The following is a 12,267-nucleotide window of genomic DNA, read 5'->3' on the forward strand; positions in this document are numbered from 1 at the left end:
CGGGGGCAAACAAACTTTATCAGGCTAACTGCTTGCGAAGGTCAGGGTTTGCCTGGATCAGGCGCATCAGCTTTAGCTCGGCTGGGGTAGGTTTTTCACGCTTTGACTCCCACTCCAGCACCATCGCTACGCTGACACCCATCGCTCTTGCGAATTCATCTGTTTTCAGGCCCGACCCTTTGCGTAAACGCTCAAATTCACTAAAAGGATTGGACTTTTGATTCAGGGTAACCGTCGGCGGTACATCTTTAAAAATAATCTGTTCCAGGCTGCTCAGCAGCTCAAACTCAGGATCTTTTAATTCCATTGAGAACTCCTCATAAATCACACATCGGGATCATGAACATCAGAGAGCATGTTAAGAATAGTCCCTAAACCAAACACAGGATCGTCACGGTTGTGATTAATTGTGCGATAACGATCGCTTTACCCGTTTCAGCTATATGGATAGTTATGCTAATTACCTGATTAATCATATGTAGGGATGCACAGGTATTTTTTTGTAAATAGTCAGTACAAAAACGGCAATACCCGTTTTGCATGAAAACTCTATCTTGCAAGGCTGACCTGGACTATCCTTGTCAGCGTTGGGCACGCGTGTGCCGGTGTGCGCTTTTTGGGTGAAAGGAGTAATAAAATGGCGACAGGAAAGTCCTGCTCTCGCTGGTTTGCGCCTATTGCGGCGTTGTTGATGGTTGTTAGCCTGAGTGGGTGTTTCGATAAAGAAGGCGATCAGCGCAAAGCGTTTATCGATTTTTTACAGAATACAGTGATGCGTAGCGGCGAGCGTTTACCAACGCTGACTGCGGATCAGAAAAAACAGTTTGGTCCATTCGTGTCGGATTACGCCATTCTGTATGGCTATTCACAGCAGGTAAGCCAGGCGATGGATTCGGGTATTCGCCCGGTCGTGGATAGCGTCAATGCCATTCGCGTTCCACAGGATTATATGACCCAGCGCGAACCGCTGCGCCAGTCCAACGGCGCCCTTGGGGTGCTGAGCCAGCAGTTGCAAAATGCCAAAATGCAGGCTGATGCGTCGCGCTCCGCGTTGAAGCAGGACGAGGATCTCAAGCCGGTTTATGACCAGGTGTATGAGAAAGTCGTGACCAAGCCGTCAAACGCCTTGCAACCACTGATCCCGGCGGCGCAAGTCTTTACTCAGCAGCTGGTTCAGGTGGGTGACTTTATTAATGAGCAGGGTACGCAGGTGAGCTTCGTCTCTAACGGTATCCAGTTCCCGACCTCCCAGCAGGCGAGTCAGTACAATACGCTGATAGGGCCGCTGGCGTCCCAGCATCAGGCCTTTAGCCAGGCCTGGAGCGCAGCGGTCGCTGCAACGGAATAAGAAAAACCCCCGCTTCGGCGGGGTTTTTTTATGCATGATGAAAATAACGCTTGTCATTCTTCTACCATATCGGTATAACTATCTTCGTCGGTTTGTTACACAGACCTAAAGCAGTTTAGTAAAGCAGTCCAGATTGTTATCCATAGATACCCTTCGTAGTGACCCTTCCTTCATCGCTTAAAAATCTGTAACGCAATCCATCAAGCCGGAAGGCACAATATATTTGTTAATAAGGTAATTTCTATGTCTGCTAAAATGACTGGTCTGGTAAAATGGTTCAACGCTGATAAAGGTTTCGGCTTCATCACTCCTGACGATGGCTCTAAAGACGTGTTCGTACACTTCTCTGCTATCCAGAACGATGGCTACAAATCTCTGGATGAAGGTCAGAAAGTTTCCTTCACCATCGAAAGCGGCGCTAAAGGCCCAGCAGCTGGTAACGTTGTAAGCCTTTAAGCTTCCAACCCAGTAGCACAAAATTCAAAAACCCGCCTTCTGGCGGGTTTTTTCGTTTCTACTGTTGTATCTGCGGGTTAACGCAGTTCTTATCCACTTTACCGCCGAGCGCGGCAATCAGATTATCCACGGCGGTCGCCGCCATATTGTAGCGTGTTTCATGAGTGGCAGAGCCGATGTGGGGCAGGGCGACGACGTTTGGCATGTTCAGTAGCGGAGAATCCACCGGCAGCGGCTCCTGTTCAAACACGTCCAGACCGGCGGCGTGGATCTCACCGTTTTGCAGGGCCTCAATCAGCGCCTTCTCATCGACCACCGGACCACGACCCGCGTTGATGAAAATGGCCGATTTCTTCATCTTTTCAAAGGCCGCTTTGCCGATGAGATGACGCGTTTCATCCGTCAGCGGCAGGATCAGGCAGACAAAGTCGGCTTCCCGCAACAGCGTATCAAGCTCGCAATAGCGGGCATTGAAACGTTCTTCAGCTTCACTGTGGTGACGGCGTGCGTTATACAGGATGGGCATGCTGAAGCCGAAATGGGCGCGCTGTGCCAGTGCCAGACCGATACGGCCCATCCCAACAATCCCCAGCGTTTTGCCATGTACGTCCACGCCGAACCAGTCCGGGCCAATGCTTTTCGTCCATTCGCCCGCTTTCACGCGCTCAGCAACTTCCACCACGCGACGAGCAGTGCTGAGCACCAGCGCCATCAGCGTGTCGGCGACGGTTTCCGTCAGAGCATGTGGCGTGTGCATCAGCAGGATGTTGCGCGCGTTAAGCGCATCCACGTCGAAATTGTCGTAGCCCACAGAAACGGTTGAGGTTGCACGAAGCTTCGGCATTTTCTCCAGCAGCGCTGCATCCACCTTTTCGCTTGAACCCAGCAGGCCCTCGGCGCAGGCAAACGCGTCGGCGTGCTGTGCCACGGTTTGCGGGCTGAGGTTCTTTACCCGGGTAACGGTAAAGTGTTCCTCCAGGCGTTTTTGCAGATCTTCAGGCAGTGCTTTGTACAAAATGACGGACGGCTTCATGCTAATCTCCGTTGATTTAAAAGGATTCAGGCGTGGCGTGCGCCGACGGGTAGCTGTTGATTATTAGCAGGCTTAACGATCAGAGTAAGCCATACCGAGGCAAAAAGCGCCACCCCCATAAAGATGTAAGAAGCTGAAGGGCTGCCGGTGGCGCCGTTCAGATAGCCCACAAACCACGAGCCAAAGAACGAACCCAGCGCACCCATACTGTTGATCAGCGCCATCGCGCCCCCTGCGACGTTACGCGGCAGCATTTCCGGGATGATGGCAAAGAACGGACCATACGGGGCATACATGGCCGCACCCGCAATCACCAGCAGCGTATACGAGGCCCAGAAGTGGTTCGCGCCTACGGCCCAGGAGCCAATGAAGGCAAAAGCAGCGATCAGCAGGAGTGGCCAGACGAACAGCTTACGGTTTTGCAGCTTGTCCGATGCCCAGGAGACGATAATCATCGCGATGGTTGCAGCCAGGTAAGGCACTGATGACAGCCAGCCCACTTCCACCATGCCAAGGTTTTCACCGCCGCTGCGGATAATCGACGGCAGCCACAGAACAAAGCCGTACACGCCAATACTCCAGGTAAAATACTGTGCGCATAGCAGAATAACGTTCCGGGAGCGGAAGGCTTCGCCGTAGTTACGTACCGCTTTCAGCCCCTGCTGTTCTTTATCCAGCTGCGCCTGGAGTGCGGCTTTTTCGTCTTCAGAAAGCCATTTTGCCTGGGCTGGCTTATCTTTCACCAGCACCCACCAGCAGAAGGCCCAGATAATCGCGGGAACCCCTTCGATGATGAACATCTCGCGCCAGCCGAAGGACTGGATCAGATAGCCGGAAACCACCGACATCCACAGCACGGTGACCGGGTTACCGAGTATCAGGAACGTATTGGCACGTGAACGCTCAGATTTTGTGAACCAGTTGCTGATGTAAATCAGCATTGCTGGCATGACGGCCGCCTCAACCACGCCGAGAATAAAGCGAATAGCCGCCAGAGCAGGAATGTTATTCACCACGCCAGTCAGCGATGCACATGCACCCCATAAGATCAGGCAGATGAAAATGAGCTTTCGCACGCTGCGGCGTTCAGCGTAAATCGCGCCGGGGATCTGGAAGAAGAAATAACCCAGGAAGAAGAGGGCGCCCAGCAGGGAGGAAACCCCTTTGGTGATCCCGAGGTCTTCGTTGATCCCGGCGGCGGATGCAAAACTGAAGTTGGCACGATCCAGGTACGCCAGGCTGTACGTGATAAACACGATTGGCATGATGTACCACCAGCGTTTTACTGCATTGGTCGAACTGTTCATAGGCTTGCCTCTGTTGTTGAGGTTGTTGCCGCCGTTGTCTGTAGGGTACACGGTGGCTTAATTATCTGGTGCGGATTGCTGCCCTCACCCTGGCCCTCTCCCTGTGGGAGAGAGAATTCAGACTCCGAGCTCTGCTCGTGTTGGTAATCCTTCGCTGTCGCCCTGCACCTGAATCGCCAGCGAACCAATTTTGTTGCCTCGCGCCACGGCCTGCGACAGCGGTTTGTCCTCCAGCAGGGCGCTGATGACCCCGACGGCAAACCCATCGCCCGCACCCACGGTATCGACCACGTTATCGACTTTTACCGCAGCGACGGCGCCTTGCTCGCCGTCGGCAGTTTTGAACCATGCACCGTCGGCACCGGTTTTCAGCACCACGGCTTTTACTCCTTTGTTGAGGTAAAAATCAGCAATGCCTTCCGGCGTGCTCTCGCCAGTGAGGATCATTCCCTCTTTTGCCCCCGGCAATACCCAGTCCGCCTGAAACGCCAGTCGGTTGAGTTTCTCAACCATCTCCGCTTCGCTTTTCCACAGCACCGGACGCAGGTTTGGATCAAAGGAGATCGTTTTGCCCTGCGCTTTCATTGCCGAAGCGGCATGAACGAGTAAATCGTACGAACTGGCCGAGAGCGCCGCCGCCACGCCGCTCAGGTGCAGGTGACGCGCGGAGGAGAAATAAGCGGCGTGATAATCATCCACGGAGAGATGGCTTGCCGCTGAGCCTTTACGGAAATACTCCACGATGGGATCGGTTCCATTTTCAACTTTAGATTTCAGCTGAAAGCCCGTCGGGAAGCGTCCGTCGAGGGTCACGCCTGCGGCATCAATGCCCTCTTTTTTCAGCGAGTCGAGTACGAAATGGCCAAAGCTGTCATTTCCCACGCGGCTTACCCAGCCAACATTCAGCCCCAGCCGCGCAAGGCCGGTAGCAACATTCAGCTCAGCACCTGCAACGCGTTTGATAAAGTGCTCCACTGCGTTCAGCTCGCCTGTTTCGGTGGCGACAAACATCGCCATGGCCTCGCCGATGGTGATGACATCCAGCGTCTTGTGCATGGTTTACTCCTCGCGCAGCAGGTTGACGTAATGGCGGGTGACGGCGGTGAGATCCGTCCCTTCCAGCGGAAATTCGATACCGCGTGGCGCATCGGCAGGGAGTTGATTAAGCAGATCCCGCCAGCGAGAATCGGTCTGATCCGGCGCGACGGCGCGGAATTGCGCCTTATGCGGGACCGCGGCCTTCACATGAATGTAGCTCACGGCGGGAGCCAACTGACGTGCAGCCTCTTCCGGGGAGTCGCCAACCCACAGCCAGTTGCCCATATCGAACGTCAGCGTGACCGGCAGCGCCATTACCCGGCAGGCGGCTTTGAAGCGCTGCATCGGAGCGAGCTGACCGCAGTCGGTCTGGTCGTTTTCCACCACCAGCGTCATGCCGCTTTCATCCAGCAGTACGCGCAGGGCTTCAAGCGGTTGTTTGTCGCTGAAATGGCCCAGCGAGACTTTAAGCCACAGGGCGTTCAGGGTGCTGGCTTCGCTAAGATAGCGCGGAAGATCCGGGTTGAGGGTTCCATCGGGCATAAACAGGGGGGCCGGGGCGGAGTAGCACGCCAGTAAACCCAGCAGTTCAATGGACTCGCCGAGCGCAGGCAGGGCCATTAACTCGTCGCTGCTGAAGAGCTCGCGGCGGATTTCAACGCCATCAGCCCCTGCGCCGGCAATAACGGGAAGCATCGCCCGTTGACCGCCTGCTTGTCGCACCTGATCCGCGCCATACGCGGCGGTGACCACCATAATTTTCCTGCTCATTTCCTGACTCCAGGGCGTAATCGATAGTATTACGCTAGATGGAACCGGTTCCAAAGAAAAGATCGGGATGCTGAATTTATGATCGCTGTCACGAAGGGGAAATTAACGGGCAGTAGAGCCGCGAACGATCAGCTCGCCAGAAAAAACCTGCTCGCGTACGGCGTCGCGGGTGCCTTCAATGCGGCGAACCACTTGTTCAACCGCGGCATAGCCGATCTGCCAGGTGGGTTGTTTGAGGGTGGTAATGCCTACGCCAGCAAGTTCAGCCCACTCCAGTTCATCAAAGCCGAGTAAGCCGATGTCGCTGCCCCAGTGCAGGCCAATGCGTTTAAGCGAGCGGGCAACCTGAAGCGTCAGCGCCCCGTTCGCGGAGATCACCGCTTTGCGCATACCCCGATGGCGGGTATGGAACTGGCGCAGGGTATTATCCAGCTGACCGGCTTCATGGAGGGGGATTTCGGCATTTTCGGCGATCACACCGGGATAACGCGCCAGCGTGGCACGAAATGCAGCCAGGCGGTCGCGGCGGGTGTTAACCATACCCAGCGGTTCGCTCAGGAACAAAATGGCTTCGAAACCCTGTTCAATCAGATGTTCGGTGGCAGTGGTGGCCGCCTGGGTGTTATCCAGCCCGACCACATCGCAGGCAAATTCCGGGATTTTGCGGTCAATAAGCACCATCGGCAGCGACGATTGTTGCAGGCGATTTAGTCCCTCTTCGCGCATCCCGACGGCATTGACCACGATCCCTTCCACCTGATAGCTGCGCAGCAGATCGAGGTAGTGCAACTCCTGATCAACTTCGTTATTGGTGTTACAGACCAGCGGGGTAAAGCCTTTCTCACGGCACGCCGCCTCAATGCCGCTGAGGACGTTAACGGAGTAAGGGTTGGTGATATCGGCGATGATGAGGCCAATCAGACGGGTACGACCCCGCTTGAGGCCGCGCGCCATCAGGCTGGGACGGTAGTTGAGATCGGCAATGGCCTGTTCAATTCGCGCCAGCAGTGCATCGGAAAGCAGGTGTTTCTCGCCGTTGAGGTAGCGTGAAATGCTGGTTTTACCGGTTTTGGCGGCTTTCGCCACGTCGCTGATGGTGGCCCGGGTTGGTTTGCTCATCGCTGATTTCCCTGAAATTAGTGAGAATACCTTAGCGGGAAAATCTGACGAATCAAGCAATTTGCCGGGTGGCGGCCTGATGCCCTCACCCCAACCCTCTCCCACGGGAGAGGGCGCAAACACTAAAAACGGCAACGGGGTTGCCGTTTTGCTTTTACCTACTGCACAGGGCTCAACGTAATCTCAACGCGGCGGTTCTGCGCTTTGCCTTCCGCCGTGCTGTTGCTGGCGATCGGGTTAGCCGGACCCATGCCGCTGGTGCGGATGCGGTTCGCTTCTACGCCCTGGGTGATCAGCGAGCTGGCCACGGAATCGGCACGCTGCTGCGACAGACGCATGTTCAGATCCTGGCTGCCGGTACTGTCGGTGTAGCCAATCACGTTCACGGCAGTTTTGTTGTACTCTTTCAGCACCGCGGCCACGCCGGTCAGGGTGTTCGCGCCTGCGGGTTTCAGCGTCGCGCTGCTGCTGTCAAAGGTCACGTTGTTTGGCATGTTCAGGATGATGTTGTCACCGCTGCGCGTCACGCTCACGCCTGTACCTTTCATTTTGTCACGGAGTTTTGCTTCCTGCACATCCATGTAATAACCCACGCCGCCGCCCAGGGCTGCGCCTGCCGCTGCGCCAATCAGTGCACCTTTACCGCGATCTTTCTTGGAGGAGGAGAGTGCGCCAACGCCAGCGCCCACCAGGGAACCAATACCCGCGCCAATGCCGGATTTACCCGCTTCGCGTTCGCCGGTGTAAGGGTTGGTTGTGCAGCCTGAAACAGCCAGTGCACCGCTCACCAGAGCGGCAATAACGAGTACGCGTTTTTTCATCTTATTTCCTTAATCCTTTTTATTCTTTGCCACGACGGACGTGGCAGTGGATTATGACGTCCGAATACGGAGAAAATTCAGTGTATAACTCTGAAATTTGTCACAAACGATAAACTGCCTCAATGAAAGGCCGTCATACCTGCACGCAACCAGGAGCGCACGCTTTGAGCACCTCAACAAAAACCATTCTGACCGCCGCCCACTGGGGGCCGATGCTGGTCGAAACCGATGGCGACACCGTGCTGTCGTCTCGCGGGGCTTTGCCTTCGCGCCATCTCAACTCTTTACAGACCGTCGTTCGCGATCAGGTACATAGCAAAACCCGCGTACGCTGGCCGATGGTGCGTAAAGGCTTTCTGGCGTCACCGGATAAACCGCAAGGTATTCGCGGGCAGGATGAGTTCGTGCGCGTGAGCTGGGACGATGCCCTGGCGCTGATCCATACGCAGCATAAACGCATCCGCGACAGCTATGGCCCGTCGTCCATTTTTGCCGGCTCCTATGGCTGGCGCTCAAACGGCGTGCTGCATAAGGCCGCAACCCTGCTGCAACGCTATATGAGCCTGGCTGGAGGATATACCGGCCATCTGGGTGATTATTCGACCGGCGCGGCGCAGGCGATCATGCCGTATGTCGTGGGCGGGAATGAGGTTTATCAGCAGCAGACCAGCTGGCCGCTGGTGCTGGAGCATACAGAGGTGGTGGTGCTGTGGAGCGCCAACCCGCTCAATACCCTTAAAATTGCCTGGAATGCGTCCGACGAGCAGGGCGTTTCCTACTTCGATGCGCTGCGCAAAAGCGGCAAGCGCATCATCTGTATCGATCCGATGCGTTCTGAAACGCTTGATTTCTTCGGCGACAGCGCCGAGTGGATCGCGCCGCATATGGGCACCGACGTGGCGATGATGCTGGGTATCGCCCACACCCTGGTGGAGAACGGCTGGCACGACACGGAATTTCTGACGCGCTGCACAACGGGGTTCGATAAATTTGCCGACTATCTGACGGGCAAAACCGACGGTATCGCCAAAACCGCAGAGTGGGCTGCGGCGTTTTGCGGCGTTGATGCCGCTAAAATCCGCGAACTGGCAGCGTTATTCCATAGCAATGTCACGATGCTCATGTCCGGATGGGGGATGCAGCGCCAGCAGTTTGGCGAGCAGAAGCACTGGATGCTGGTGACGCTCGCCGCGATGCTTGGGCAGATTGGCACACCCGGCGGCGGTTTTGGCCTTTCCTATCACTTTGCCAACGGCGGCAACCCGACGCGTAAAGCGGCGGTGCTGGCGTCCATGCAGGGCTCGGTGCAGGGGGGCGTGGACGCGGTGGATAAAATTCCGGTGGCACGCATTGTTGAAGCTCTGGAGAACCCCGGCGGGTTTTATCAGCACAACGGTCAGGATCGCCATTTCCCGGATATTAAGTTTGTCTGGTGGGCGGGTGGGGCCAACTTCACCCATCACCAGGATACCAACCGCCTGATCCGCGCCTGGCAGAAACCGGAGCTGGTGGTGATCTCGGAGTGCTTCTGGACCGCGTCAGCGAAACATGCCGATATCGTTTTGCCCGCCACGACCTCGTTCGAGCGTAACGATCTCACCATGACGGGGGATTACAGCAACCAGCATATGGTGCCGATGAAGCGCGTCGTGGCTCCCCGGGATGAAGCGCGGGATGATTATGACGTCTTTGCTGACCTGAGTGAATTATGGGAAGCGGGCGGACGGGAGCGTTTCACCGAGGGCAAAACGGATCTGCAATGGCTGGAAACGTTTTACCAGATTGCAAGCCAGCGCGGGGCTGCGCAGGGCGTGACGCTGCCGCCATTTGCTGAATTCTGGGAGGCGAATCAACTCTTCGAAATGCCGGAAAGCGAGCAGAACGCGCGGTTTGTGCGCTTTGCTGACTTCCGTCGCGATCCGGAGAATCACCCGTTAAAAACCGAAAGCGGGAAGATTGTGATCCACAGCGAGCGCATCGCCAGCTTTGGCTACGCGGACTGCCCGCCGCACCCGGCGTGGCTGGAGCCGGACGAATGGCATGGCAATGCGCAGCCGGGGCAGCTTCAGCTGCTGTCTGCCCATCCTGCCCATCGTCTGCACAGCCAGCTCAACTATTCGGCTCTGCGCGAGCAGTATGCGGTGGCGGGTCGTGAGCCGATCGCGCTGAATAGCGACGATGCAAAGGCGCGGGGGATTAACGACGGCGATCTCGTTCGCGTCTGGAACGCACGCGGGCAGGTGCTGGCTGGCGCCGTGGTGAGTGACGGGATCCGCCCAGGCGTGTTCTGCATTCATCAGGGAGCATGGCCGGATCTGGCGCTGGACGAGGGCGGTATTTGTAAGAACGGCGCCGTAAACGTGCTGACCAAAGATCTCCCCAGCTCGAAGCTGGGGAACGGCTGTGCGGGGAATACGGCGCTGGCATGGGTGGAGAAATATGAGGGGCCGGCGCTTCCCCTTACGGCATTTGATCCGCCTGCCAGCTCATGATCCACGTCGGGTGTTGGGTATCATCCTGCCAGGCGCTGTCTTCGATGCGAAAACCCTGAGCATGATAGAAATTCACCGCCCGCACGTTTTTCTGATACACCTCCAGGGTTAAATATGGGTAGTGCTGCTGAACATAGTTCAGCAGCGCACGCCCGATCCCCCTTCCGATGAACGCCGGGGCGACAAACAACGCCCCCACGAACTGGAACTGCATGACGCTGATAAAACCGCACAGGGTACCGTTTTCTTCCCAGACCCAGGTCTCGGCGGCGGGAAGGTAATCATCCCGCACTACCGCTTCATTCGCTTGCCAGTAACTTGCGTCGATAAACGGATGCGCCTCGGTGGTGCTCTCCAGCCACAGACTCAAAAGCGGAGCGGTATCCTCACTTTGCCATTTGCGGATCATGGTGGCCCTCCGGGTGGCAGAAGCAGCCCTTAATATGGTCATTGACCAGCCCGCAGGCCTGCATAAAGGAGTAGCAGATGGTGGTGCCCACAAACTTAAAGCCGCGTTTTTTCAGCGCTTTTGACAGGGCATCTGAGGCGGGGGTAGACGTTGGGATCTCTGCAAGCGTGGCGGCCTGCGTCACCTTCGGCTCGTTATCCACAAACGACCAGACAAAAGCTGAGAAGGGTTCGCCGTTTTGCTCCATCGCCAGATAAGCACGCGCGTTACCCATAATGGCCTGAATTTTACCGCGATGGCGGATGATACCGGTATCCAGAACCAGCCTTTCCACGTCTTCGTCGGTCATGGCGGCCACCGCAACCGGATCGAAATGGTGGAAGGCCTTGCGATAGTTCTCACGCTTTTTCAGAACGGTGATCCACGACAGCCCGGCCTGCTGGCCTTCAAGGCAAATCATTTCAAACAGTTTTTTACCGTCGGTTTCCGGCACGCCCCATTCCTTGTCGTGATAATCGATATAAAGCTGATCCTGGCTTACCCAGCCGCAACGTTGCATAGGTCATCTCCCTTCCTGATACGGTAAACGCAAAAATTTCAATCTGCCCGGCTTGACGTGTTTGCTAAAGAGACAATAGTTAATACAGGGCTATGCGCCCTAATACCTCTTCGAACAATGACATATATCGCCGAACTCGGCTCTTTCTGGAGTCGCTTTGATGATGTTAAAAAAAATCAGTGGTCGCCATGCTGCTTCTGGCCTGGTGGGTGTCTCAGCCTGCCTGCTTATATGTAACACCGCTTTTGCGTGGCAACAGGAATATATCGTTTCAGATGCACAAAGTAATACGACGGAACGCTATACATGGGACGCCGATCACCAACCTCGTTATGAAGATATTCTCGCGGAGCGTATCAACCATTCGCAGAATGCTGCGGGCTTTGCCCTGAACGACCCATCCGGTTCAGATGCGGAAACCGTTCTGAGCGTTGGCTGGAATTTTCCCGTGGCGGGACATTTTACCACCGGCCCCGTCATGGCGTGGCGCACTGATGGCGCTCCCCCTGCAACGGTGAATGCATTTGGTGAGGTAACTACCACGCAGCCGCTTACCGATCCCCTCTGGCATGCCAGCGTGAACTCGTTGGGGTGGCGCGTTGATACGCAGTATGGTGATTTACATCCTTGGGCGAAGATCAGCTACAACCAGCAGTCGGAGGAAGAATATTTGTACACCCTGGGCTTAAGCGCCAAATTTTAGGGTTGTTACTTTTTTAAACGCTGCGGTAACATATTTAATACAATAACGGCGCGGGCTGTGGTGATAGTGGTCACTCACCTTTAAGCGTTTTCTTTTCCGGCAAGGTCATTCATTCCCGCTTCCAGGCATTTCATTCCGTATCTCCTGCATTTCATGCCGTTTTACCCCTGGCGTTTTGGGGTTTTGTTTATCGTGTCCTCAGCGAACTTCC

At 55.8% G+C, this 12,267-nt stretch carries 13 protein-coding genes; 4 read left to right on the top strand and 9 right to left on the bottom strand.

The window, feature by feature from the left end; translation table 11 throughout:
- Positions 1–19: 19 nt before the first annotated feature.
- The gene (locus ACQG11_RS10625; protein ID WP_003860776.1) at positions 20–307 is read right to left on the bottom strand and encodes an HTH-type transcriptional regulator; all 288 of its coding nucleotides are present in this window, start codon (positions 305–307) and stop codon (positions 20–22) included.
- A gap of 330 nt (positions 308–637) precedes the next feature.
- Here ACQG11_RS10625 and ACQG11_RS10630 point away from each other — a divergent pair, with 330 nt between their 5' ends.
- Together ACQG11_RS10630 and cspE are read left to right on the top strand one after the other, a co-directional pair.
- Positions 638–1,348, top strand: a complete 711-nt coding sequence (locus ACQG11_RS10630) for a DUF3053 domain-containing protein (protein ID WP_023299059.1) — start codon at positions 638–640, stop codon at positions 1,346–1,348.
- A 243-nt stretch (positions 1,349–1,591) separates the two neighbouring features.
- Positions 1,592–1,804 carry a transcription antiterminator/RNA stability regulator CspE gene (gene cspE, locus ACQG11_RS10635; protein WP_003860775.1) on the top strand — a complete coding sequence of 71 codons (213 nt, stop codon included), beginning with the start codon at positions 1,592–1,594 and terminating at the stop codon, positions 1,802–1,804.
- A gap of 58 nt (positions 1,805–1,862) precedes the next feature.
- On the opposite strand, the gene ghrB is transcribed toward cspE, so the two are convergent.
- The 6 genes from ghrB to ACQG11_RS10665 all read right to left on the bottom strand — a co-directional run bounded on the left by ghrB (position 1,863) and on the right by ACQG11_RS10665 (position 7,893).
- Complete coding sequence (gene ghrB, locus ACQG11_RS10640; protein ID WP_426728358.1) at positions 1,863–2,837, bottom strand: glyoxylate/hydroxypyruvate reductase GhrB; 975 nt, start codon at positions 2,835–2,837, stop codon at positions 1,863–1,865.
- Positions 2,838–2,863: 26 nt separating this feature from the next.
- Entirely contained in the window at positions 2,864–4,144 is a 1,281-nt protein-coding gene (locus tag ACQG11_RS10645) for an MFS transporter (RefSeq protein ID WP_001089079.1), read from the bottom strand.
- Between the two features lie 117 nt (positions 4,145–4,261).
- On the bottom strand, positions 4,262–5,200 hold the full coding sequence (locus tag ACQG11_RS10650) for a sugar kinase (RefSeq protein ID WP_426728359.1): 939 nt from the start codon (positions 5,198–5,200) through the stop codon (positions 4,262–4,264).
- Between the two features lie 3 nt (positions 5,201–5,203).
- Positions 5,204–5,953: a sugar phosphate isomerase/epimerase family protein gene (locus ACQG11_RS10655; protein WP_023305240.1), complete on the bottom strand. Its 750-nt coding sequence runs from the start codon at positions 5,951–5,953 to the stop codon at positions 5,204–5,206.
- A 102-nt stretch (positions 5,954–6,055) separates the two neighbouring features.
- Positions 6,056–7,072 carry a LacI family DNA-binding transcriptional regulator gene (locus tag ACQG11_RS10660; RefSeq protein WP_165715907.1) on the bottom strand — a complete coding sequence of 339 codons (1,017 nt, stop codon included), beginning with the start codon at positions 7,070–7,072 and terminating at the stop codon, positions 6,056–6,058.
- A 158-nt stretch (positions 7,073–7,230) separates the two neighbouring features.
- Positions 7,231–7,893, bottom strand: a complete 663-nt coding sequence (locus ACQG11_RS10665; protein ID WP_022646688.1) for an OmpA family lipoprotein — start codon at positions 7,891–7,893, stop codon at positions 7,231–7,233.
- Positions 7,894–8,015: 122 nt separating this feature from the next.
- Here ACQG11_RS10665 and ACQG11_RS10670 point away from each other — a divergent pair, with 122 nt between their 5' ends.
- Entirely contained in the window at positions 8,016–10,385 is a 2,370-nt protein-coding gene (locus ACQG11_RS10670) for a molybdopterin guanine dinucleotide-containing S/N-oxide reductase (RefSeq protein WP_426728360.1), read from the top strand.
- Here the strand turns inward: ACQG11_RS10670 and ACQG11_RS10675 are convergent.
- Both ACQG11_RS10675 and tag read right to left on the bottom strand, forming a co-directional pair.
- Positions 10,354–10,794, bottom strand: coding sequence for an N-acetyltransferase (locus ACQG11_RS10675; protein ID WP_022646690.1), 441 nt, complete (start codon positions 10,792–10,794; stop codon positions 10,354–10,356). The two genes, ACQG11_RS10670 and ACQG11_RS10675, sit on opposite strands and share 32 nt — an antisense overlap.
- Positions 10,772–11,353, bottom strand: coding sequence for a DNA-3-methyladenine glycosylase I (tag, locus tag ACQG11_RS10680; protein WP_323634088.1), 582 nt, complete (start codon positions 11,351–11,353; stop codon positions 10,772–10,774). The genes ACQG11_RS10675 and tag overlap by 23 nt, the downstream gene beginning before the upstream one ends.
- Positions 11,354–11,513: 160 nt before the next feature.
- Between tag and ACQG11_RS10685 the strand changes: the two genes are divergently transcribed.
- Positions 11,514–12,056 carry a lipase gene (locus ACQG11_RS10685; RefSeq protein WP_023299064.1) on the top strand — a complete coding sequence of 181 codons (543 nt, stop codon included), beginning with the start codon at positions 11,514–11,516 and terminating at the stop codon, positions 12,054–12,056.
- Positions 12,057–12,267 lie beyond the last annotated feature (211 nt).

The sequence above is a fragment of the Enterobacter cloacae complex sp. 372C4 genome, from assembly GCF_050030615.1.
Taxonomy (GTDB): Bacteria; Pseudomonadota; Gammaproteobacteria; order Enterobacterales; family Enterobacteriaceae; genus Enterobacter; species Enterobacter intestinihominis.

Bases quoted from the DNA above. Each gene is read 5' to 3' on its own strand.
- tag (WP_323634088.1), bottom strand. From the start codon at position 11,353: ATGCAACGTTGCGGCTGGGTAAGCCAGGATCAGCTTTATATCGATTAT.
- ACQG11_RS10665 (WP_022646688.1), bottom strand. From the start codon at position 7,893: ATGAAAAAACGCGTACTCGTTATTGCCGCTCTGGTGAGCGGTGCACTG.
- ACQG11_RS10645 (WP_001089079.1), bottom strand. From the start codon at position 4,144: ATGAACAGTTCGACCAATGCAGTAAAACGCTGGTGGTACATCATGCCA.
- ACQG11_RS10685 (WP_023299064.1), top strand. From the start codon at position 11,514: ATGATGTTAAAAAAAATCAGTGGTCGCCATGCTGCTTCTGGCCTGGTG.
- ACQG11_RS10670 (WP_426728360.1), top strand. From the start codon at position 8,016: ATGAAAGGCCGTCATACCTGCACGCAACCAGGAGCGCACGCTTTGAGC.
- ACQG11_RS10630 (WP_023299059.1), top strand. From the start codon at position 638: ATGGCGACAGGAAAGTCCTGCTCTCGCTGGTTTGCGCCTATTGCGGCG.
- cspE (WP_003860775.1), top strand. From the start codon at position 1,592: ATGTCTGCTAAAATGACTGGTCTGGTAAAATGGTTCAACGCTGATAAA.
- ghrB (WP_426728358.1), bottom strand. From the start codon at position 2,837: ATGAAGCCGTCCGTCATTTTGTACAAAGCACTGCCTGAAGATCTGCAA.
- ACQG11_RS10655 (WP_023305240.1), bottom strand. From the start codon at position 5,953: ATGAGCAGGAAAATTATGGTGGTCACCGCCGCGTATGGCGCGGATCAG.
- ACQG11_RS10650 (WP_426728359.1), bottom strand. From the start codon at position 5,200: ATGCACAAGACGCTGGATGTCATCACCATCGGCGAGGCCATGGCGATG.
- ACQG11_RS10660 (WP_165715907.1), bottom strand. From the start codon at position 7,072: ATGAGCAAACCAACCCGGGCCACCATCAGCGACGTGGCGAAAGCCGCC.
- ACQG11_RS10625 (WP_003860776.1), bottom strand. From the start codon at position 307: ATGGAATTAAAAGATCCTGAGTTTGAGCTGCTGAGCAGCCTGGAACAG.
- ACQG11_RS10675 (WP_022646690.1), bottom strand. From the start codon at position 10,794: ATGATCCGCAAATGGCAAAGTGAGGATACCGCTCCGCTTTTGAGTCTG.